General features: G+C 71.2%; 18 protein-coding genes. 6 read left to right on the top strand and 12 right to left on the bottom strand.

Annotated features, from left to right (window positions below):
• Positions 1-6: 6 nt before the first annotated feature.
• On the bottom strand, positions 7-894 hold the full coding sequence (locus BX283_RS35925) for a LysR substrate-binding domain-containing protein (RefSeq protein ID WP_101391570.1): 888 nt from the start codon (positions 892-894) through the stop codon (positions 7-9).
• Between the two features lie 160 nt (positions 895-1,054).
• On the opposite strand from BX283_RS35925, the gene BX283_RS35920 reads away from it, so the two are divergent.
• A complete protein-coding gene (locus tag BX283_RS35920; RefSeq protein ID WP_101391569.1) occupies positions 1,055-1,852 on the top strand; it encodes an alpha/beta fold hydrolase in 798 nt (265 codons plus the stop codon).
• 25 nt (positions 1,853-1,877) lie between these two features.
• On the opposite strand, the gene BX283_RS35915 is transcribed toward BX283_RS35920, so the two are convergent.
• The 5 genes from BX283_RS35915 to BX283_RS35895 form a co-directional block, all read right to left on the bottom strand.
• A complete protein-coding gene (locus BX283_RS35915) occupies positions 1,878-3,443 on the bottom strand; it encodes an alpha/beta hydrolase (RefSeq protein ID WP_373979327.1) in 1,566 nt (521 codons plus the stop codon).
• A gap of 120 nt (positions 3,444-3,563) precedes the next feature.
• The gene (locus BX283_RS35910) at positions 3,564-4,304 is read right to left on the bottom strand and encodes an SOS response-associated peptidase (RefSeq protein ID WP_101391567.1); all 741 of its coding nucleotides are present in this window, start codon (positions 4,302-4,304) and stop codon (positions 3,564-3,566) included.
• 621 nt (positions 4,305-4,925) lie between these two features.
• Positions 4,926-6,977 carry a DUF11 domain-containing protein gene (locus BX283_RS35905; RefSeq protein ID WP_101391566.1) on the bottom strand — a complete coding sequence of 684 codons (2,052 nt, stop codon included), beginning with the start codon at positions 6,975-6,977 and terminating at the stop codon, positions 4,926-4,928.
• A gap of 86 nt (positions 6,978-7,063) precedes the next feature.
• A complete protein-coding gene (locus tag BX283_RS35900; protein ID WP_180356961.1) occupies positions 7,064-9,172 on the bottom strand; it encodes a DUF11 domain-containing protein in 2,109 nt (702 codons plus the stop codon).
• A complete protein-coding gene (locus tag BX283_RS35895) occupies positions 9,169-10,074 on the bottom strand; it encodes a DUF11 domain-containing protein (RefSeq protein ID WP_180357355.1) in 906 nt (301 codons plus the stop codon). Before BX283_RS35895 ends, BX283_RS35900 begins: the two co-directional genes overlap by 4 nt.
• 673 nt (positions 10,075-10,747) lie before the next feature.
• Between BX283_RS35895 and BX283_RS35890 the strand changes: the two genes are divergently transcribed.
• The gene (locus BX283_RS35890) at positions 10,748-11,206 is read left to right on the top strand and encodes a MarR family transcriptional regulator (RefSeq protein ID WP_101391564.1); all 459 of its coding nucleotides are present in this window, start codon (positions 10,748-10,750) and stop codon (positions 11,204-11,206) included.
• Between the two features lie 225 nt (positions 11,207-11,431).
• Here the strand turns inward: BX283_RS35890 and BX283_RS35885 are convergent, their stop codons facing one another.
• Positions 11,432-12,259 carry a dienelactone hydrolase family protein gene (locus BX283_RS35885; protein ID WP_101391563.1) on the bottom strand — a complete coding sequence of 276 codons (828 nt, stop codon included), beginning with the start codon at positions 12,257-12,259 and terminating at the stop codon, positions 11,432-11,434.
• A gap of 185 nt (positions 12,260-12,444) precedes the next feature.
• Between BX283_RS35885 and BX283_RS35880 the strand changes: the two genes are divergently transcribed.
• Positions 12,445-13,332: a GlxA family transcriptional regulator gene (locus BX283_RS35880; protein ID WP_101392789.1), complete on the top strand. Its 888-nt coding sequence runs from the start codon at positions 12,445-12,447 to the stop codon at positions 13,330-13,332.
• Between the two features lie 5 nt (positions 13,333-13,337).
• Here the strand turns inward: BX283_RS35880 and BX283_RS35875 are convergent, their stop codons facing one another.
• Positions 13,338-14,609 carry an MFS transporter gene (locus BX283_RS35875; protein WP_101391562.1) on the bottom strand — a complete coding sequence of 424 codons (1,272 nt, stop codon included), beginning with the start codon at positions 14,607-14,609 and terminating at the stop codon, positions 13,338-13,340.
• A 32-nt stretch (positions 14,610-14,641) separates the two neighbouring features.
• Positions 14,642-15,235 carry a transcriptional regulator gene (locus BX283_RS35870; RefSeq protein WP_101391561.1) on the bottom strand — a complete coding sequence of 198 codons (594 nt, stop codon included), beginning with the start codon at positions 15,233-15,235 and terminating at the stop codon, positions 14,642-14,644.
• A gap of 123 nt (positions 15,236-15,358) precedes the next feature.
• Between BX283_RS35870 and leuE the strand changes: the two genes are divergently transcribed.
• Together leuE and BX283_RS35860 are read left to right on the top strand one after the other, a co-directional pair.
• On the top strand, positions 15,359-16,018 hold the full coding sequence (gene leuE, locus BX283_RS35865) for a leucine efflux protein LeuE (protein ID WP_101391560.1): 660 nt from the start codon (positions 15,359-15,361) through the stop codon (positions 16,016-16,018).
• 80 nt (positions 16,019-16,098) lie between these two features.
• On the top strand, positions 16,099-16,887 hold the full coding sequence (locus BX283_RS35860; RefSeq protein ID WP_101391559.1) for an HAD family acid phosphatase: 789 nt from the start codon (positions 16,099-16,101) through the stop codon (positions 16,885-16,887).
• A gap of 60 nt (positions 16,888-16,947) precedes the next feature.
• On the opposite strand, the gene rox is transcribed toward BX283_RS35860, so the two are convergent.
• Complete coding sequence (rox, locus tag BX283_RS35855; protein WP_101391558.1) at positions 16,948-18,426, bottom strand: rifampin monooxygenase; 1,479 nt, start codon at positions 18,424-18,426, stop codon at positions 16,948-16,950.
• Positions 18,427-18,690: 264 nt separating this feature from the next.
• On the opposite strand from rox, the gene BX283_RS35850 reads away from it, so the two are divergent.
• Positions 18,691-18,969, top strand: a complete 279-nt coding sequence (locus BX283_RS35850; protein ID WP_101391557.1) for a chaplin — start codon at positions 18,691-18,693, stop codon at positions 18,967-18,969.
• Positions 18,970-18,998: 29 nt separating this feature from the next.
• Here the strand turns inward: BX283_RS35850 and BX283_RS35845 are convergent, their stop codons facing one another.
• Entirely contained in the window at positions 18,999-21,812 is a 2,814-nt protein-coding gene (locus BX283_RS35845) for a type 2 lanthipeptide synthetase LanM family protein (RefSeq protein ID WP_101391556.1), read from the bottom strand.
• Positions 21,813-22,001: 189 nt separating this feature from the next.
• The gene (locus BX283_RS35840) at positions 22,002-22,202 is read right to left on the bottom strand and encodes a DUF6229 family protein (protein ID WP_101391555.1); all 201 of its coding nucleotides are present in this window, start codon (positions 22,200-22,202) and stop codon (positions 22,002-22,004) included.
• Between the last annotated feature and the right edge of the window lie 184 nt (positions 22,203-22,386).

Below are 22,386 nucleotides of genomic sequence, written 5' to 3'. Positions count from 1 at the left end.
GCGCGGCTACGGGGTGGTCCGGACCCCGCAGGCGGCGAGGAGAGGGGCCAGGCGGCGCGCGGGAGCGGCGGGATGGACCGCGAGGAAGGTCTCGGCCATCGGGGCGGGAGGGGCGAAGGGCCGGAAGACGGTACGCCCGGCGGGGAGGTGGGCGGCCTGGGCGGCGTAGAAGACCGTCCAGCTGGGCGGGCCCGTGGCGATCGCGGCCAGGGTGTCCTGGTCGGTGGTGAAGGCAGGACCGAGAACGGGCTCGAAACCGGCGCTGTTGCACGCCGCCACCACCAGATCCACCAGGTGGGGGTTGGTCTCGCGAGGGACGATCCGCAGGGGCAGAGCGGCGAGGTCGGCCACGTGGACGGCCGAGTCGGCGGCCAGGGGGTGGGCCGCGGGAAGGGCCACGACCAGAGGGTCCTTCCAGACCGGGAGGAGATCGAGCCCTGCGCTGCGGCTCACCCCGCGTACGAAGGCCGCGTCCAACTCACCGTCCCGTACGGCCCTCAGGCGGTTGGCGGTCGGGGAGCTCGTCAGCGCGACGGCGAGTTCGGGGGCGCTCTCCGCAAGCGAATCCAGGACGTGTTCGAGGTGGGTCCCGAGGCCGACACTCGTACCGACGCGCAGGACGGTGTTCTGCTCGGCGCGGTGGTCGGCCATGGCGGCGAGGCCCGCGCGTTCGGCTGCCAGGACGGCCCGGGCGTGGGGCAGGAACGCCGCGCCCGCGGCGGTGAGGGTGACCCGGCGTGTGGTGCGGTCGAAGAGGTCCAGTCGGAGTTCGCGTTCCAGGCGCCGGACCTGCTGGCTGACGGTGGGCTGGACGATGTGCAGGCGCTCCGCGGCCCGGCCGAAGTGCAGTTCCTCGGCGACGGCCACGAAGTACCGCAGCTGACGCAGTTCCACTGCCTGCCTCCGGCCACCTCGAATTCATCACGGTCCTTGATGAGTGTACGAGCGAACCGGATCTTGGTCGTCAGCCCGGGGCGCGGTGAACTGGCGCGGTGAAGTCACCCGCACAACGCCCCGCATCCCGCGTGGCGAGCCGTAGAGAGGGATACCGCTCATGCCGTACGTGACCGTCAACGGGGTCAAGGTCTTCCACACGGACACCGGAGCCGGGCAGCCGGTCCTGTTCCTGCACGGCTGGGGCACCAGCGGCCGGGTATGGGACGCGCAGGTCGCCGAACTGGCCCCCGACCACCGCGTGGTCACGGTGGACTGCCGGGGATGCGGACGCTCGGAACACCCGCCCACCGGCAACACCGCACGGACCAACGTGGAGGACATACTCGCCCTCATCGCACACCTCGGTCTGGAAAGGCCGTTGCTGGTGGGCAGTTCGCTCGGGGCCACCTTCGCCCTGGAAACCGCGCTTCGCGCACCGGAGCACGTCGCCGGTGTGGTGTCGATCAGCGGGCCGGGGTACTGGCCGAGCCAGGGCATGGCCGGTGCCCTGCGCTCCCTGATCTCCTCCCTCGCCACCGACCGCGCGGCGACCGTGGCCGACTGGGTCCCGAAGTGGTTCGGCCCCGCGGCACCGGTCGATCTCGTACGGCGGACCGTGCGCCAGATCCTCGAATCGGGCCACTTCATCGACGAGTTGTTCACCGAGGCCCTGTCCCACGACCCGCGCGAGGCGACGACCGGGATGTCCGTCCCGGTCACCTATCTGCACGGCCGTCACGACACGGAGATACCGCTGGAGGTGTCCCGCACGCTGGCCGCGCTGACCCCGTACGGGACCTTCCACGTGATCGAGCAGGCCGGGCACATGGCCCACCAGGAGCAGCCCGCCGCGGTCAACTCACTCATCCGCGCGGCACTGGATCCCGTCGCGGTCGAACCGCTCCACCAGGCCTGACCTGCCCCGGTTGCCGCTGACCGGCCTACTTCGAGCAGGTCTGGTCATCGGCGGGCAGCCTGCCCGTGGCCAGGTACTGGTTGACCTTGTCGTCGACGCAGCCGTTGCCGTACAGACCGTAGATCGCGTGCCGGTTGGCGCCCTTGAGGGTGATCAGCTTGGAGCCAGGCAGCAGGCCGTGCAGGGCGACCGCGCCCTTGTGCGCGGTGCGCGGGTCTCCGGTGGCGGACACGATCAGCACCTTGGCGTCGTGCTTCACCTGGGTGGGCTCCTCACGGGGCCGGTCCCAGAAGGCGCACGGGCCGATGTTGTTGGCCAGCGCGCCGAAGCGCGGATACGCGGCACGGCTGCGCTCGATGTCCCGCCAGTAGACCTCGGGGTCGCGCGGGGCCGCCTTGTCCCCGCAGATGATCGCCGACTGCACACTGCCGTGGTGCGACTGCTCGCCGGTCATCGCGAGCCGCAGCGTCGCGGCGAAGACCGGCGACAGCCGGGTCGGCTGCCCTGCCGCGGCCTTGGTCAGCACGGACACCTGCTCGGCGAGGGACGCCCGGGACGCGTCGGTGTCGCTGTCGACCCCGGCGAGCAGGATGAACGGCACGTGGGTGTCGTCCAGTTGGAAGGTCTCCGGGGCCGTACCGACGGTCAGCGGGCCGCGCGCGGCGGTCCTGATGACGCGGTCGATGGTGGCCAGGACCTGGGCGCCGGTGCGGCCGAGGCCGTAGGTGTCGTTGCGGACGGCTGCCCAGGCGGCCCAGTCGGCAAGCGCCTTCTCGTTCTCCCCGACGGCCTGCTGGAGCAGCCGGGGGCCGAACTTGCGCGGGTCGATGGCGCCGTCCAGGACCATGCGGTCGGTGCGGCCGGGGAACATCTGGGTGTAGACGGTGCCCAGGTAGGTGCCGTACGAGTAACCGAAGTAGGAGATCTTCTTCTCACCGAGCGCGCCCCGGATGACGTCCATGTCGCGTGCCGTGTTGCGGGTGCTGACGTGTGGCAGCACGGAGGCGTTGGTGGTACGGCACTTGGCGGCCAGGTCCTTCTGGAGGGCGACCTGGCGATCGAAGCCCGCCCGGCCGAGACCGGCCGAGAAGAGATTGGTGCCGACAGGCCAACCGCAGTCCAGCGGGGTGCTGCGGCCGACGAAACGCGGGTCGAAGCCGACGATGTCGTAACGCGGCCCGGCCTTCTTCATCCACGCGTGGAACTCCGGCGGGGACTCCACGGCGCTGCCGCCCGGTCCACCGTTGTTGAGCAGGATCGAGCCGATGCGGTGGCGGGTGTCGGTGGCCTTGAGGCGGGATATCGCGACGGTGATCGTACGGCCCCGGGGGGCCGCGTAGTCGAGCGGTACGGTGACGTCCGCGCACTGCACACCGGCCTTGTCGAGATCGCGGCCCATGGTGTCGTCCGGGCCCTTGGCACAGCTGCCCCAGCCCAGACGCTGATCGTAGTAACGGTCGAGCGAGGCACCGGACTTCGACGCGGTGGACGCGGCGGCCGAGGCCGAGACGGTGGTACCGAGGCAGGCGGCGAGGGCGAGGCCCACGGCCGAGGCGCGGCGCAGGGTGGGGCTGGGGCTCATATGTTTCATACCGTCAGACGCTAAGCGGAACAGCCGCCCCGCTCACTACGGCTGTCCCCCGAGCGTCGATGGGGTCACCCCTACCAACGGGCCGTCACACCGGGGACCCCACTGTCTGACCGAAGCGGACTACGACGCGGGCTCCAGGAGTTCGGGGCCGTTGTTGCGTACGTTGTTCACGGCCGGGACGACCGGCCGGGCGTCCAGGTGGCCGCCCGCGGGCTGGGTCAGCAGGGCGCGCAGCTCGTCGGGGTCCTGGTGGTGGGGGTCGAGCCAGGCGTCGTAGTGGTCCTCGGTGAGCGCGAGGGGCATGCGCGGATGCACCCGGCCGGCCGCGTCCGTGGCCTCGGTGGTGATGATCGTGCAGGTCACCAGCCAGGCGGCGGGGTCGTCGTCCTGCTTGACCGACCGGTCGCGCCAGTACTCGTACAGCCCCGCCAGCGCCATCACCTGGTCGTCCTCGGGGTGGATGAAGTACGGCTGCTTGCGGACCTTGCCGGTGTCGTGGTCCTTGACCTGCTCCCACTCGTAGAAGCCGTCGGCGGGCAGCAAGCAGCGGTGTTTGAGGAAGGCGCGGCGGAAGGCGGGCTTCTCGTGCACGGTCTCCACCCGCGCGTTGATCATCCGGGCGCCCACCTTCACGTCCTTCGCCCACGACGGCACCAGCCCCCAGCGCAGCGGCCGCAACTGCCTGCCGTGCGGCGCGGCACCTTCGTGACCGCGCGCGGCGCGCTCCAGGACGGCCCACACCTCGTCGGTCGGCGCGACGTTCCAGCTCGGCGCCAGCCTCTCCTGGGTACGCCAGTCGGTGACCTGGAAGAGCTGGGCCAGCTCCTCGGGGCTACGGGTGGATACGTAACGGCCACACATGGAACCACTGTGCCACCAGCGGCACCGGAGGAAACACTGTTCGCTGGCTCGTGTCGGGAGGGCCCCGAGGGTGGCGGTGCGGTGGAGATGTGAAGTGCCGCACGGGACAGGCGCGTTGCGAGCCCACCCGTCAGGCCCCGGCCCGCACCCTGGTCTCCGGCAGGTGCCGCCGTCATAGTGGGACCACCCGAGCGCCACACAGCGCAGACGATCCGGCCGGAAGGTAGATCGGTCCCCGACGTCGCCGCTGCGGCAGGCGGCCCCGCCGAGAGTCGCGGGTCCTGGGGCCGGTGAATTGTTGTCGCTTCCCGTGCGGCGAAGCACCTGCGCACACCCGGCATACCCCGACAGCGGCCCGCACAACAGGGCACCCCTGACGGTCCGTTCGGCCGGAAACGCACGGTCCCCACCCCGCAGAAGCGGAGTGGGGATCGCATCGGAGCGCTGGGCAGGCCTTGCACCTGCATCTCCCCGCAGGAAGCGGGATGTCTTTCCTTGGACCACCAACGCACGGCCGGGTCGCGGCAGTTCTGCCGACCGGCTTGAGAGCAATCCTACCCCATCCGTCCGTGCGGACCGGGGCGGGCCGTCGTGCGGCCCGCCCCGGTTCACCATGGCCGGTCAGGGTGTCTGCTTCGACACCTCCAGGTCGGCCGTGGGCTTGTTGACCTTGCCGCCGGGCGGCCCCGTGGTGCTGGAGTTGTTGTCGGTGACCGGGTCCTTGGTCGCCGACGACACCGTGGCCGTGTTGTGGATGTCGGAGCCGTCACCCGTGTACGTGGCGGCGAGCTTCACCTTGAACACCCAGGTCACCGACGCACCGGGCGCCAGTACGGCCAGCGGTCCGCAGGTGACGGCACGGCCCGAGGAGCAGGTGTCGTCGGAGGAGACGAAGCTCAGTGCGGTGGGCAGGGTGTCGGTGACCTGGACCTGCTCCGCCTGGGAGGGGCCCTTGTTGGAGACGGTCACCGCGTACTCGAAGGTCTCGCCGGGGGCGACGGGGGTGTCCGTGACCGGCTTCTTGACGATCGCCAGGTCGGCGGAGGGCGCGGCGACCGTGCCGCCCGGGGGCGAGGCGGTGTCGCTGTCGTTCTCGCTGCTCGGGTCGATGTTGTCGGCCGTGACCCGCGCGGTGTTCTTCAGATCGCTGCCGTCCCCGTGGTAGGCGGGGTCGACCTTCACGGTGAGCAGGTACTCGACGCTCTCGCCCACCTTGAGCGGGTCCGTGCGCCTGCACGAGACCGCGCGTCCGGAGGCCGTGCAGCCGGCCGGGGAGGACGTCACGTACGACAGGCCTTCGGGGAGGTCGTCGGTGAGTTTCACGTTGTAGGCGTCGGCCGACGGGCCGTTGTTCGTCACCGTGATCTTGTAGTCGAAGGTGGTGCCGGGGGCAGGCGGGGTGTCACCCACGGCGGTCTTGGTCACCGCCAGGTCGGCGGTGGGCCGGTTGACCGTGCTGCCGGGCAGACCGGCCGGAGAGCTGGTGTTGTTGGCCGGGACGGGGTCCTTGGTGTCGGACGAGACGGTGGCGGTGTTGCGGATGTCGCTGCCGTCGCCGGTGTACTCGGAGTCGAGCCTGACCCTGAACTTCCAGGTCCTGGACGCGCCCGGCTCAAGCACCGCCTGCGGCCCGCAGCCGACGGTCCGGCCGGTGGCGGTGCAGCCGTCCACCGAGTCGACGAAGGTCAGCCGCGCGGGCAGGGTGTCGGTCGCCTTCGCGTTCAGCGCGCGCGAGGGGCCGTCGTTGTGGACGGTGACCGCGTACTCGAAGGTCTCGCCCGGTGCGATGGGGGTGGTGGTCGCGGGCTGCTTCGCCGCCCACAGGTCGGCCTGGGGTGCCGTGACCCCGCCGGGCGGCAGGATCGCGGTGCTGGTGTTGTTGGTGGGGTCGGGATCCCTGGAGTCCGAGGTTGCGGTGGCGGTGTTGTGCAGGTCCGCGCCGTCACCCCGGTAGGCGGCGCTGAGCTTCACCTTGAACGTCCACTTGGCGGTCGCGCCGGGGACGAGCTTGGCCTGCGGACCGCAGGTCACCTTCTGGCCGGACGCCGTGCAGGGGGCGCCCGAGGACACGAAGGTGACGCCGTCCGGGAGCGTGTCGGTGGCGATGACGTTGCGGGCGTCCGAGGGTCCGGCGTTGGAGGCGTCGATCTCGTACTCGTACTCCTGACCAGGGATCGTCGGTCCGCTGCCCAGTGCCGTCTTGACCGCGGAGATGTCGGACTGGGGGGTGAAGGGGCCGGGCGGTCTCACCGGTTGGGGCCTGTTGTTGTCCGGGTCGGGGTCGGTGGAGTCCGACTTGCCGACCGCGGCGTTGCCCAGGTCCGAGCCGTCGCCCTCGTACGAGGGACTGAGCCGGGCGAGGAAGGTCCACTTCTTGGTCTGCCCCACACCCAGTTGCCCTTCGGGGCCGCAGGTGACCGTCTGGCCGACGGCCGAGCAGCCGTCGGCCGAGGAGACGAACGAGATGCCGTCGGGCAGGGTGTCGGTCGCCGTGGCGTTGCGGGCCACGGACGGCCCGTTGTTCTTCGCCGTGAGGGTGTACGTGATCAGGCCGCCGGGCGGAGTGTCGGCCGCGGCGGCCGGGCTCTGCCCGGCCCCCTGCGGCAGCGCGCAGAGCAGTGCGGCGAACGCCGCTTCCGCCCAGGGGCGCCGACGACGTCGTGTCGTTCTCATCTCGCATCGATTCCGTTCGTGCTCCGGTTGCCGTACACCGCTGTACGGACGTGTGGGGTGTGCCGCCGGGCGGGTGGTGGCCGCGGTCAGGCAGGTGTGTGGTCGGCCTGCTTGGCGAATTCCAGGTCGGCGGTCGGGGGCTTGAGCCGGCCACCCGGGACGGTCGCGGTGCCGCTGTTGTTGGCGGTGTCGGGGTCGGCCGTGTCGGCATCGGCCGTCGCGGTGTTGTGCACGTCGGTGCCGTCGCCGCTGTAGGCGGCGTCCAGGCGGACGTCGAACGTCCAGGACACGGAGGCGCCGGGGGCGAGGGTGGCGACGGGCCCACAGGTGACCGTGCGGTCGGTCACCTCACAGGCGTCGGCGGAGGAGAGGAACGTCAAGGGTGTCGGCAGGGGGTCCTCGACGCGGACGCCGCGGGCCACGGACGGGCCGCGGTTGGTGACCGTCACGGTGTACGCGTAGGTCTCGCCCGGTGCCACCCGCGCGGTGGTTGTCGTCCTCTTCACCGTCACGAGGTCGGCCGCCGCAGGCGTGACCCCGCCCGGCGGAAACGCGGCGCCGCTCGTGTTGTTGGCGGTGTCCGGGTCCGTGACATCGTGGGTGATCCTCGCGACGTTGCCCAGGTCGCTGCCGTCGCCTTGGTAGGCGGCGGCGAGCTTGACCCGGATGGTCCACGACACGGAGGAGCCCGCCCGCAGCGTGGTGGCGGCGGGGCAGGTCACGAACGAGCCCGTCGCGGTGCAGCCGTCGTCGGACGAGACGAAGGTCAGCCCGGCGGGCAGGGTGTCGGTGGCCTTCACATTGCGTGTGTCGGACGGCCCGTTGTCCCGCGCGGTGATCCGGTAGGCGAACTCCTCACCGGGACGCACCGGACCCGCGCCGACACCTTCCTTGGTGACCGCCACGTCGGCACGTGCGGTCACGGTGGTTTCCGCCGTGGCGGAGTTGTCTCCGGGGTCGGTGTCGGTGCGGTTGTCCGGGGCGGTCACCACCGCCGTGTTGCGCAGGGTGGTCGGCTGGGCGGGCGCGGTGCCGGTGATGGTGTACGTCACGGTGCCGTTGCGCAGCAGGTCCGCCGTGGTGTCGAGGTCGCCGGTGCCGGAGGCTCTGCCGCAGGCGCTGCCGGTGCTGGCCGTGCACCTCCAGGTCACCTGGGTGAGGCCCGGCACCGGGTCCTTGACGATCGCTCCCGTCACATCGTTGGCATCGCTGTTGCTGACCCTGACGGTGTACGTGACCGGGCCCGCCCCCGCCGCGACCGTGGCGGGCCTGCCCGACTTGGCGACGGTGAGGTTGGCCGGCACGTTGATGCTCAGGTCGCCGACCTCGTGGATGTTCGTCGCGCCGCCCGTACCACCCGAGAAGCCCACCCTCAGCGTGGCCGGCAGCGACGGCTGGTTGGCGATGGTGGAGACGTCGAAATCGGTGATGAGCTTGGTCGACGCGGTGCCCGGGCCGGAGTCCGACCAGACCGAGACCAGCAGCTTGCCGTTGGTGGGCTGCACGGCGATCCGCACGGTGCGGTACGAGGTCCGGCTGCCGGTCTCCACGGTGGAGCCGGGACCGTCGGCCGAGGTACCGAAGCGGTAGCCGGTGGTTCCGCTGCCCCCGCCGCGCAGCACGATCTTGTTGGCCTGGGTGCCCGGGCCACTGGCTCCGGTGACGCCGGCCGAGAAGTTGCCGAACTCGTCCAGGCCGATCCCCAGGAAGCCGCCGGGCACCCCACTGGACGTACAGCGCAGGACCGAGCCCGCGCAGGCGTAGCCCAGGGCCCCGCCGGGGGCACCGGTTCCAGAGGCGGCGCTGCCGTCGGCGAGGAAGAACGCCATCCCGTCACCGCGTTTGCCATCGAAGGCCTTGCCGCCGTAGGTGGCGTAGGTGAATTCCGCGACGATCCCGAGGCTGGTGGGGAACGAGTCCTTCATCTGCCAGGATCCGGCCTGGTTGTTGGAGGCGGACGTCAACCGCAGCCAGCCGCTCTGGTAGGCGGCGCTTCCCGTGGCCGTACCCAGGTCGTTGTTGTTGTCGAAGCTCTCGTGGACGGGGAAGCTCAGGGCCCTGGGCGTCCGGGCGCGGTCGTCGGCCGTGGCGGGCCGCAGCAGGGCCCCCAGGCCCAGGACGACCGCCAGGGCCAGCAGGACGGTGCCCGTGCGCCGGGCCCGCCGGGGTACGAAGGCGTACCGCCGGGCCGTCACCGCTTCCGCCCCTGGCGCGCCGTCCGGCGGCGTGCCGCTGCCACCAGAACGGCTCCGGCGGCGACCGCCGAACCGGCCAGCCAGCCCAGCCCGTCCGGCACGTGGCTGCCGGTGTCGGGCAGCTCGCCGTCCGTGTGATCGTGATCCGGCCACGGCTTGACGTACAGCGGGCCGCCGTCGGGGCCGGTGGTGTTCTCGGCGTTCTGGTTGTTGCTCTCGTCGGGGTCCTTGGTCGCGGAGGTGACCGACGCGATGTTGTCGATCTGCCGCAGGTGCCGGGGCAGCGACTTGGCGACCTTCACGGTGATCTCGTACGAGACGGAAGCGCCCGGCTCCAGCCGGTCCAGGACGGGGCAGACGACTGTCCGTCCGCCGTCCCCGTCCGGGGCGCATCGGTCCGCCGACTCGACGAAGCCCAGCTCGCGCGGAAGGGGATCGCTCACCAGGACCTGGTGGGCGGCGCCGGGGCCCCGGTTGTCCACCGTGATCCGGTAGGCGAACGTCTCGCCGGGCCTGACCCAGCGCTGCCCCTTGGCCAGGACCGCCGTCTTGGTCAGGGCCAGGTCCGCGCGCCCCCGGTCCGGGCGCACGGGCAGGCCCGTCACCGAGGTCGTGTTGTTCTCCGGGTGCGGGTCGGCGGTCGGGGACGAGACGGACGCGGAGTTCACGATGTCCTGGCCGTCGCCCTCGTAGTCGTCGGCCAGCCGTACGGTCACCACCCAGGAGTGGGACTCGCCGACGGCGAGCCGGGGCAGCGGGCCGCAGTGGACGGTGCGGCCGCTCGCCGTACAGCCGTCGCGGGACGAGACGAAGACGAGCGAGGCGGGCAACTCGTCCGTGACGGTCACGGAGACGGCCTGTGAGGGGCCGTGGTTGACGGCGGTGATGACGTAGTCGTACACACCGTCCGGCCCGCGCTCGGGTCCGGCGGCGGACCGCGCCTCCGGCCCGTCCTCACTCGCGCCCTCGATGGCGGACCGGGCCTCCAGATCGGCCTGGGCACCGGCGCCGCGTACGCCTGCGGGCGAAGACGGTGCGGGCGTGGACGCCGCAGCGGACGGGGAGGCGGTCGCCGAAGGTGTCGCTGATGCCGAGGCGGTCGCCGAAGGCGGGGTGGCAGCCGCTGGCGGGGCCGTCGAGGGAGCCGGAGCGGAAGGTGACGGGGTGACAGAAAGTGACGGAGCGGCAGGTGACGGGGGCGCGGAGGCGGTCGCGGACGGCTGCCCGAGCAGGGCCGTACTGACGGCCACGGCGCAGCCCAGCGGGAAGGTCACCGCCCGGCACTGCCAACGCCTGGCTCCTGCACGACGTCTGAGGAAGCGTCTCATCCGGGAACTGCCCTTCGCCTTGCGCGCTGCGAACCAGCACCGTCCCCCGCATGGGAACAAGATCTTTTTATCTGGTTTGTCCAGCTGTGCATGGATCAGCGCATGCGAATGAGTGAGCGGTGGCTTTGCATGCGGCTCGGGCGGCCCGTGCGGCCCGTGCGGCCCGTGCGGCCTGTGCGGCCTGCGTGACGAACGTACACGGAGAGCCTTTGACCTCAAGTCACCTTGAGGTTCTACGGTCGACAGCATGACGATCAAGGAATACCCCCAGGACAAGCTCGCCGCCCAGCCCATCGGCTACTGGAGCAGAGAAGCCGCGGGCCTGGTCATCGGCGGTCTGCGTGCCGCCCTCGCCGAGGAGGACCTCAGCCAGCCGCACTGGTGGAGCCTCAACCACATAGCCGGCGCACCGGGGCACTGGACCCGGGCCACGCTCACCGAGAAGCTGGCGCCCTTCGACGACCAGGACACCGACTTCGACGCCCTCTTCACCGACCTCGCCTCGCGCGGCTGGATCGCGGAGACCGACGCCGCTCTGACGTTGACCGAGGCGGGCGAGGCGGGGCGGCTGCGCGCTCGCGACCGCAACGCCAAGGTGCACGCACGGATGCGGGTGGGCATCGACGATGCCGCCTACGTGGCGACGATCGACGTCCTGCGCCACATCGTCGCCAACCTCGGCGGCGACGGCGACCTTCCCGAGTGAGGCGGGCGGCGGCTTCGCCGCGCAGTCAGCGAAGGACCGCCGTCCACACCTCCGGACCCGGTGGACCCGCCCGGCGCGGACCCCCGGGTGATCACCGAGCCGTGACGTACGACGGTGTCATCGGCCCACCACAGCCGCGAAGCAACCCGGCCCGGACCCGCACCCCCGTGGCGCGTCCGGGCCGGGCGGTATCGAGAAATGCCCGTCACCGCCGCGCCACGGCGTTCAGGAGGTGTGTCGGCCCAGTCGATCGGCCAGGAAGGCGAGGATCTCGTCCCTGGCCTTCATGGTGGGGTGGCCGTCCTCGTCCACGAGGTGGGCGGTGACCACGCTGTGCGGGGAGCCGACCACCTCGGCGAAGAACGGCGGCGGGGCGGTGTTGGCGCAACTGCCGGTGAGGACACGGCCGTCGAAGGCGTCACCGAGGAGTCTTCGGTAGGCGGCAAAGCGCTGGCCGGTGCACCAGCGGTCGTCGTCGAAGCGGTACGCGAGCACCTTCAGCCCGTCGCGTGCGATGCGGTCGCGGACCGCTCGCGCGTCCTCGTCGCCGAGTTCGAGTCCGGCGGGATCGTCCAGCGGGAGTGAGGGGTGGTTGACCACGGGCGCGATGACGGCGGGTTCGAGCGCCATGGAGAGGGCGAAGTTGCCGGTGAAGCACAGTCCGATCGCGCCGACTCCGGGGCCGCCGCACTCGGCGTGGGCCCGGCGCGCGAGCCCGCGCAGCCATGCGGTGACGGGGCTGGTGCCGCCCCCGGCGAACGCGCGGAACTCGGCGCTGACACACGCGCGGCGGACCACCTCGCGGCCGCCCTCGGCCGTGGGGTAGGCACCGTCGGTCCCGAAGAGCGACGGGACGTAGACGGTGAAGCCCGCGTCCCGCACCCACCGTGCAAACCGCAGGACGTCGGGGCTGATGCCGGGCATCTCCGGCATCAGTACGACGGCGGGCCCGGTGCCCGCGGCGTACACCGTCTTGACCGTCCCGTCCACCTCCACGAGGCGGCGGGAGAAATCCGTGAGGGCGTCGTCACGACGCCCGTTGGCAGCACTCATGGTGTCAGCGTGTCCTCATGTCCCGATGCACGTTGGGGGGCCGGATCGCCATGTATGAGGGTAATCTCGCCATGGGTGGACAGGGCCGACTCCGAGGAGGCGAGCGTGAGCGCTCTGCGTGTGGGTGTGCTGGCCTATCCGGGTGCTTCGCGTCCGAGGTGTTCGGCGTACCCGATCTGCTGACCATGGCCACGCACGTCGCGGGCCCGGACCACGCGGGTTACGAGGTGTCGATCGTCTCGCCCCGTCGCGTCACGGCGTCGGGCGGTACGGCCCTGGCCGTCGCCCCCCTGCGCGAGGTCGACGTCCTCGTCGTACCGGGATTCGAGCTGCTGCCGGGCCTGGACGTGGACGCCGAACTCGCCCTCCTCGCCCCCGAGATCGCGGCGATCCGCTCGCACGCCGCCACGGGCAACGCCGTGGTGGCGATCTGTGTCGGTGCGTTCCTGCTCGCCGAGGCCGGGCTCCTGGACGGGCGCCGGGCCACGACGTCATGGCTCTTCGCGGACGAACTGGCCCGGCGCTGTCCGGACACCGATGTCCAGCCCGACCGTATGGTCGCCACGGACGAGGGGGTGACGACGACGGCGGCCTTCAGCGCGATGTACGACTTCGCGCTGGAACTGATCCGCCGGCACAGCGGCGCCGAGGTGGCGCGGAGGACCGCGCGGGTCGCGCTCGTCGACGACGCGCGCTCGTCCCAGACGCCCTACGTCGACGCGCGGCTGCTTCCCCGGCCCGGCAACGAGTTCTCCCACCGTGTGATGCGACACCTCGACCAGACCCTGGCCGCGCGGTACGACCTCACCGCGCTGTCGGACTCGTTCAACGTCAGCACCCGGACACTGCTGCGGCGCTTCGCCGACGAGACGGGTCGGAGTCCGCTCGAATATCTGCAGTCCTCACGTGTCCGCCGTGCGCGGCACCTGCTGGAGACCACGGACCGGACGGTGGCCAGCATCTCCACCGCGGTCGGCTACCAGGACTCCGCGACCTTCGCCGCCCTCTTCGCCAAACACACCGGCCGACGCCCGAGGGACTACCGCGCGACCTTCCGGCGCAGCACCGACTGACCTACCTACGCCATCAGGTCCGCCCGCCGCCGGGGCAGCTCGGCCCGCCGCACCGCGCCGCAGGCCAGGGCGCCGACCGCGCCCAGACCGGCGAAGACACCACAGCCGACGAACACCGGCGCCGCGCCCCAGGCCCCGATGGCGGCGCCGACCAACGGATAACTGAGGGGCGCGAGCCCGACCATGGTGACCATGACGACGGAGGTGACCCGGCCGAGGTAGGCGGGGTCCGCCGCGGTCTGTATGAGGGCGTTGTCGAGGCTGCCGAAGACACCCGCGCTCAGCCCGATCACCCCGGCCAGCACCACCGCCACCCACAGGGTCGGCACCAGTGCGATGGCGGCCGCGCCCGCACACCCCACGAGCAGGGTTCCGGCCATCATCAGGCCCGCGCGGGGCAGCCACCCGGCGACCGCGAGCAGTGCGGCACTGGCCGCCGCGCCCGCGCCGAAGCTGCTGACGATCCAGCCGTAGCCGGAAGGCCCCCAGCCGCGCTCGGCGTTGAGGAGCACCATACCGACGTTGAGGGTGCCGGTGAGGCCCAGCTCGCACAGGGCGCCGACGACGACGAGCGGCCCGATGAGGCGGTGGCGGCGGATGTAGCGCAGACCGTCGAGCAAGTCCTCGCGTGCGGTGCCGGGTTCGGACGGTTCCTCGTCATGTGCCCCGAGGGAGCGCATACGGACCGTCAGCAGGAGCGGCAGGGACAGCGCGAAGAGCAGGCCCGCGGCGGTGAAGGCGGCCGCCACACCCCCGAACCCCATGGCCAGTCCGGCGATCGGCGGACCCGTGATCTGGCCGAGCCGCATCGAAAGCGAACGCATACCGGTGACTCGGGCCAGTTGCTCGGGGCTGGTGATCCGGGGCGGGAGGGCCCCGATCGCCGGCACGAACAGCGCGTCTATGGCACCGAAGACGAGCGCCACCGCGACCAGGATCCACAGGGCGGGTGCGGACAGCGCGATACCGGCGGCCACCGCCAGGATGAGGAGGCAGCGCAGCGCGTCGCTGCCGAGGATGACCCGGCGGGGGTCGAACCGGTCGGCCACCACGCCTCCGCCGAGCATGAGCACCGCCCGCGGCAGCGCCCCGGCGGCCATGACGAGGCCGACTTCGGTGGGGCCAGCGGCCTTCTGGGCGGACCAGCCGAGGGCGATGAAGTACACGCTGTCGCCGACGAGGGAGGCGGTGTACGCGGCGAGCCAGCGCAGCACGTTGCCGTCACGGTGGGCCGGTGCGGTGGTGTTTTCGGGCAGGACGGTGTCTGCGGTGGCCATGGCGGGCTCCGGTGGGTAGGAGTGCGGCAGGGTCAGGGCCGGAACGGGAAACCATAGAGGTGCACGGACACGTGTTCGCGGCCTTCGGTGTCGTCGGCCGCCTTGGCGGCCCTGCCCCGGTCCCGCCAGCGCCGGACCACTGCCTCGAACTCGTCGTTCATCTCCGCGAGTTCGGCTGGCGTCAGATCGACCAGCCACTCGGAGCTGAAGGCCGCGTCGGTCCACGTCTTGCCCCAGGCGGCCGCCTGGTCGAGATACGTACGGTACTGGGCGACGCGGGTGTCGAAGATGCCGCGGGTCACCGCACCCACGGCGGCCGCCCCTTCGGGCGTGTCCGCGAAGTCCGAGTCGCGAAAGCCCCAGCCCTCCTCGGACACCACCCGCCACCACCGCTCCCGGCCGTCGCCGCTGCGGCCGCTCGCCTCGGCCACGAAGCCGTGCTCGGCCAGTTTGCGCAGGTGGTAGCTGACCAGCGAGGGCGCCTGGTCGACCTGCTCGGCCAGCTGGGAGGCGGTCGCGGTGCCCTCGGCGTACAGGAGCCGGTAGAGCTGCATGCGCAGCGGGTTCGTGAACGCCTTCAACCGGGACAGGTCGGTGATCTGCTCGGGCTCGCGCTTCGGTGGCATACGCCGACCCTAGGCATGAAAGAAAAATTGCGCAATAAAAATTTCACATCTTGTTCGGGCCATTCCTCCCGCATCGTGAAACACACAAGCCCCACCTCGCACCTTCGTGCGACACTCCCCCGCATGCTGGGTGTAACCGATCTTCCGACATACCTCGTGGGCCTGGTGCTGATCATCTTGGCGCCGGGGCCCAACTCCCTGTACGTGCTCTCCGTCGCGGCCCGGCGCGGTGTGCGGACGGGGTATGTCGCCGCGGCAGGGGTGTGGACCGGGGACACGGTGCTGATGACGCTCTCGGCGCTCGGCGCGGCGTCGCTGCTGCAGACGACCCCGCTGCTGTTCGCCGTCGTCAAGTACGCCGGTGCCGGATATCTCTGCTGGATGGCGATCGGCATGCTGCGCCAGGCCCTCGGCATGTGGCGCAACCGGCACACCGCGGCGGAGCCCAGTGCGGCCGACGCCGCCCCGCAGGAGACCGCCATCGAGCGGCCCTACCGGCGCGCGCTGATGCTCAGCCTCTTCAACCCGAAGGCGATCCTCTTCCTGGTCTCCTTCTTCGTTCAGTTCGTGGACCCGGGGTACGCCTATCCGGCGCTGTCGTTCCTGGTGCTCGGCACGCTGCTCCAGCTGGCGAGCTTCCTCTACCTGTCCACGCTGATATTCAGCGGCACCCGCCTGGCCGCCGCCTTCCGCCGCCGCAGGCGGCTGTCGGCGGGCGCGACCTCCGCGGCGGGCGTCCTCTTCCTCGGCTTCGCCGCGAAGCTGTCGTTCAGCGGGGTGTGACCACTCTTGCACCGCCTCGCGGTAAAGAGTTGATCAAACCCCCTGGCGGGGCGGTGTGTGATGCGCGTAGATCTTTGCCCATGCGCACTGTCACCAAAACCGCAGCAACCTTCGCCGCCCTCGCCGTCACCGGCGCCGCCTTCTACGGCGCCGGCGCGGCCACCGCGGGCAACAGCACGCCGAAGAGCGACAAGGAGATCCCCAACATCACCAAGGTCGAGGACAAGATCAACGCCTACTACGGCGGGGCTCCCGACTCCACCGGGGCCTACCAGGCCTCCCCGACCAGCAACTACGCCAAGCAGGTCGCCGCGATCGAGGCGCGCGCCAAGCGCCAGATAGCGCACGCCGCCGAGCACCCGGGGCGGGACGGCCGTAAGCCCGCCATCGTCCTCGACGTCGACGACACGACCCTGCTGACCTACGACTACGAGAAGAAGAACGGCTTCGCGTACAACGCCACCGCCTTCAACGCGTACGTCCAGAGCGCGCAGTCCATCGCCGTGTTCGGCATGCCCGACCTGGTCAACTTCGCGGCGAAGAAGGGTGTGACGGTCTTCTTCCTCACCGGCCGCGACGTCTCGCAGCGCGACGCGAGCGCCACCAACCTCACCAAGGCGGGGTACGGCGTCCCGGTCGACAGCGCGCACTTCTTCCTCAAGGACAAGGCCAACCCGCCCGCCTACCTGAGCTGCGGCAAGCCGAAGTGGACGTGTTCCACGGTCGACTACAAGGCGGGCACCCGCCAGCACATCGAGAGCCTCGGCTACCGCATCGTCGCCAACCTCGGCGACCAGTACACCGACCTCGCGGGCGGCCACGCCGACAAGACGTACAAGATCCCCAACCCGATGTACTTCCTGCCGTAACCAGACCGGCCGGGGCGCGCGGACACACCGCGCACCCCGGCCGGGCCGGGCGGCACACGCTCAGCCGGTGGCGGCGCCGAACCACTTCGTCAACTGGCCGAGCATCTTCTGCTGATCGTCACCGGCCCACACCACGTGGCCGTCCGGCCGCAGCAGCACCGCGGGCACGTCCAGTTCCTCGCTGACGTCGACGACGTGGTCGACCCGGTCCGCCCAGCCCTCCACCGAGAGCCGGCCGGTCTGGTCGAGGAGCAGTCCGCGGCCGCCGTGCATCAGCTCGTACAGACGCCCTCGCTTCAGCTTCACGTCCCGCAGCCGCAGGCCGAGCAGTTCGTGCCCCCCGCTCTCGCCTTCACCCTCGCCGTCGCCGTCGCCCTCGCCGTCGCCTTCGCCGAAGTCGTAGCGGATCTCGACCGCGGTGATCATCCCGGTCACGTACCGGTTCACCTCCTCGAAGTCCATCAGCTTCGAGAACAGCTCGCGCAGCGCGGTCGGGCCCGGCTCGGCTCCCATCAGGGTGATCTGCGCGCGGGTGTTGTCCAGCACGGCGGCGCCCACCGGGTGGCGTTCGGCGTGGTAGCTGTCGAGGAGCCCCTCCGGCGCCCACCCGTTGACCGCGGCGGCCAGCTTCCAGCCGAGGTTGAAGGCGTCCTGCAGGCCGAGGTTCATCCCCTGTCCACCGGTCGGCGGGTGGATGTGCGCCGCGTCCCCGGCCAGGAACGCCCGGCCGACCCGGTAGTGCTCGGCCTGCCGGGTCCCGTCGCCGAACCGGGACAGCCAACGCGGCGAGTGCACACCGAAGTCGGTGCCCGCGTAGGCGCGCAGCTGCTGCTTGAACTCGTCGAGGGTAGGCTCGCTCGCACGGTCCTCGGCCACCCCGTCGGCGGGCAGGACGACGCGGCACACCCCGTTCCCGTCGGGCGGGGTGACACCGAAGCGCAGTTGGGTCTTGTTGACTTCCTTGACGGCGGCGGCGACCGTCGCCGGATCCTCGGCCACCTCCATCTGGCCCACCAGCGTCTCGACCGTCGCGGGCACGCCGGGGAAACCGATGCCGAGCAGCTTGCGCACCGCGCTGCGGCCGCCGTCGCACCCGACGAGATAGCGCGAGCGCACCTGCGTACCGTCCGCCAGCTCGACGGTCACCCCGTTCTCGTCCTGGCTCAGCCCGACCACTTCGCAGCCGCGCCGGATCTCGGTGCCGAGTTCGCGGGCGCGCTCGTCGAGCAGCCGCTCGGTCACCGGCTGGGGGTGGGCGAGGCCGTACGCGTGAGCCGTGTCCAGACTCTCCGGCCACGGCTTCACGATGCCGCCGAAGAGACCGCCGACCTGGAACTTCTCACTGACCGCCGAGAACCGGTCCAGCAGGCCGCGTTGGTCCATCAGCTCGACGCTGCGCGCGTGCAGGCCCTGCCCGCGGGACTGCTCGGTGGGCTCGGCCAGCTTCTCCAGCACGACCACCCGTACGCCGTGCAGTCGCAGTTCACCGGCGAGCATCAAGCCCGTCGGTCCGCCGCCGACAATGGCCACGTCGATCATCAAAATTTTCCCATTTCCGCAGGTCCTGGCGTTGTCCCGTGATTCTGCGGTACAAGGGGGGCCTTGCCGCAAGCCCCCCTGTGCGCTATACATTGAGAGTGGCGAGGAGGCGATGACCTTCTCGCCTTCGTCTTTTCCCACCCGCGACGAGCAGACGCTTGGGAAGGCGCTTCGGAAGTCGCTTCGGACAGGCGCTTCGGGCAAGTGAGTGAACCTGCGATCCCACCGCGCGCGGGATCCGAGTCCACCGGTTTTCATGTCCATATGACCAACACCAAGAAGTACCTGCTCGCCGCGGTAGTCGGCACCACCCTGACCCTCACCTGCGCCGCACCCGCCCTCGCCGACCATGGTCCGAACCACGGTTACGGCTACGGCGACCGCCACCGCTATGACGACGACGGTGGAAGGGAGTGCACCCACAGCGATCCCGGCGCCTACGCCGAGGGATCCGTCTCCGGCTCCCCCGGCGTCGGCTCCGGAAATCTGGTCCAGATTCCCATCCACATCCCCATCAACATCTGCGGCAACAGCATCGGCTGAGCCGTCGGACCGCTGCCGAATCCCCTCCTTCAGTCCAGCAGGAGGGGATTCGGCAGCGTGGCCTCGGGGTGCATGCGCAGGAGCGTGTGGAGCACTCCCGAGAGGCCGGACATCAGGCTCGGGGAGAACGCTTCACGCGCCAAACCCCCTACCGGGCCGCGTTGTTCGAGGCCGGTGAGGATCTCGCCGTCGAGGTCCTCGGCGTTGCCATGGCCCAGGGATGTGAGGAACTCCCACAGCCCGAGGTCCCCGTGGCACAGGGTGTGGCTCCAGCCGAAACCCTCGGCGGCGCACGCGCGCGCGGCGCGTCGGGCCATGTCGAGGGGGGCCGGATCGCCCGTACGCCGGTGGAGATCGAGCATGCCGATGCCGACACCCGCGCTGCCGTGGCACCAGCTGGTGAAGAAGTCCTCCTCGGCGCCGACGCGTACGTCTTGCCAGTTGCCTTGTTCGGGCCGGTAGAGGGACTCCTGGTAGGCGAAGGCCCGTTCGGCCAGGTGGGTCCAGCCGCGGCGCTCGGCCGCGGAGCCCGCGTCGCTCAGGGCGAGCCGGGCCAGCGACCAGCCGATACCGGTGGCGCCGTGCGCGAAGCCGCCGATGCCCTCGGGGTTGAGCCGGGTCGTCCAACGGGCGCCGCTCGCGTCGACGGTGGCGAGCCCGGACAGCCGCCGACCGATGTGCGCGGCGGCGGCGAGCCAGCGGTCCTGCCCGGTCGCCTCGGCCAGGCCGAGCAGCGGAACCACTCCCCCGGCCGCGCCGTTCAGGAGGTCCACCTCCACATCATCCTCGACCAGACGTCCCTGTGCGAGGAGCAGGGCACGTTGGGCCGCCCGCTCCACCAACCAGTCCTCGCCCAGCACCCGGTGCAGCGCCAACCACGTCCATACTTGCGACGCCGCACCGCTGAACGCACCGGCCGACGGCGTCGGCGTACGGTCCTCGGTGCTGATGAGCACCCGCAGCGCACCCTCGAACGCCTCGGTGACGCCCGGGACTTCGTCCGCCCGGCCCGCCCGCACCTCGGCCACGTACTCCGCGAGCGTCAGCACCACACCGCCCTGCCCGGTGTAGAGGTCGGCGGGCAGCACCCTGATGGACCAGCCGGCCGGGGTGAAGACCGGGCTGATCCAGGTGACCGTGCCGTCCTGGCCGCGCACCGCGCCGTCGCACAGCCGCCGTACCATCCGCACGGCCAGGTCGCGGCGCCGCCGCTCCCGGTCACGGGCATGCGGGTCGCGGGCGCCCTCCTGCACCCGCGCGGGCAGTGTGCGCTCGTTGAGGTACGCGCCCACCAGCGCGTCCTGGATCACCGACTCCTCCAGGGGCAGGTCGGCGGTGTGCCAGTCCTCGATGGTGGCCCGTATGTCGGCCGGGTCCACGGTGAAGGTGAACATCGGTACGTCCCCGGCCAGCAGGTCCGCTATCTCGCCGTCGATGGCCGCGCGGTCGGTCGGGGCACCCGGCAGCACCTCGGCGTTGCGCCGCAGGATGTCGCGGGCGCGCTCGACGGCCGCCGCCTCGTCGTGCAGCGACGCGGGATGCCACAGCATCCGGCCGATCTCCACATACGCCTGCGTGGGCCGCAGGATCCGCCGCGCCTGGGCGCCTTCGAAGCGGCGCAGCAGCAGGTACGGGTCGGTGCCGGGCCTGCGCAGGTGTGCGGTCATCTCGCGGAACCCGGCCAGGATCCGGTCCCAGTACGCGTGCAGCACCGGGGTGGGGCTGGGGTGGTTGCCCGCGGTGGGCACGGCCACCAGGTCCACCTCGAAGCGGGCCTTGGCCGTACCACCGTCCGCGATCACGGGGTTGGGGATCAGCGGTTGTTGGCCCGGCAGTGAGCCGACTCCGGAGATGTCCACCCCGCCGAGCGCGAAGCCGGTGCCGCGCACGGGCAGCAGTCCGGTACGCAGCACCGTGCGGCGGATGGCCGCCGCCGCCACGTCCACGGCGTCGCCCCGGCCGCTGGCCGGGAAGGGCGCGGGGGCGTCGAAGAGGGTCTCCGCGTCCACGATCACCGGCACCGGGCCCGCCGCGATCATGTTCTCGGCGTGCATGTCGGTGCCTCCGGTGAAGCGGAGGACGGCCAGCCAGTGTCCGACGTTGCGGTAGAAGGCGGCGAGTTCGGCGTCGCCCGCGCAGTAGCGGTGGCGGACGAACTCGGACCAGCCGTATCCCTCACGCACCAACGTATGCGGCACCCGGATGCGCTCGGTGGGCGACGGGGCACCGGGGAAGTCCGCGAACACCTCGTCCAGCAGCGCGCCCAGAGCCACGTCGGCCTGGGACGGCCGGGGTTTGTACATGACGCTGCCGCCGTCGAAGTCGACGCGGCTGACCGTCAGACCGCCGCGGTGGCTGTCGCCCTCCCCGAACTCGACGGCCCGTATCTCCCCCGCGGGTGCTCCCAGCAGCGGCTTCAGCAGTTCGCGGTCCGAGGCGAGCCGGGCCGCGAAACCGGCCGTGGCGGCCACCGACAGCCGTGCCACCGACGCGATCCGCGTCCCGAGGGTGGGGTACCGCTCGGCCAGCCGGTCGAGATAGTCCTCGTCGTCGGCCTGTTCGATGAACGCGGCCCACGTCGCCGTGCCGGATCCGTCCCCGGCACCCTCCGCCATACGCAGTGCGTGCAGCTCGATCAGGAACAGCCGGGACAGCTTCGCGTGCAAGGACCTCATCAGGGCGGTGTCCCCGGCGTCCAGCAGCACGTCCCGCTCCGCGCTCTCCAACCCGTCCACGGCTCCCAGCCGCCGGGCCAGTTCCTCCCGCCACGGGCGGGCGATGTTCCGTACCGGGCGGGCGAACCACTCCGCCTCGTCCCTCTTGTCCGGCGCCGATGCGTCCACGGCCCGCCCCTCCCTCGCAGGGTGCTTCACACGGCATGGGGAACCGCGACCAGCCTCGGGTGCGCGGACGCACGCCTTGGCATGGTGAGCGGTTCCCCACTCTGTCCGTACGCTCCTGACCGCGTACGTCACTCAGCGGCGGTGCCCCCGACAGGCGCACTCCGCGGGACGGTCAGCAGCCGTCGGTGATCAGCAACACCAGCTTCCGCGCGACCCGGTGGGGCTGGAGCAGAAGCCGTAGAGGGAGTCGGTCGGGTCCGTGAGCGCGGCCTCGGCGGCTGCGCCGCCGACATAGAGCGGACCTGCGGGGTTGGACTGACCGTACGCACTCTCGGCGCCCGACAGCCAGGCGTTGAGCACGGCGGTTGCGGGAACATTGGTCTGGGGCATCTGCGGCCTCCGGACGTAGGAATTGGGACGGATTTCCCAGTCCTTGAGTATTGCCGGATCCGAACACCTGTCAGACGACTAATCCGGCCACAGTGCTGGGGTGTTCGTGCGCGGTATCGCGGTCGGTGAGGCGAGGTTCGACGGTGTCACGCCGCGCGGTTCAGCAGGCACACGGGCTCCACGA

Source organism: Streptomyces sp. TLI_146 (assembly GCF_002846415.1).
Lineage (GTDB): Bacteria > Actinomycetota > Actinomycetes > Streptomycetales > Streptomycetaceae > Streptomyces.
Note: the sequence above shows the minus strand (reverse complement) of the source record. Positions and strands in the feature narration are given on the sequence as shown.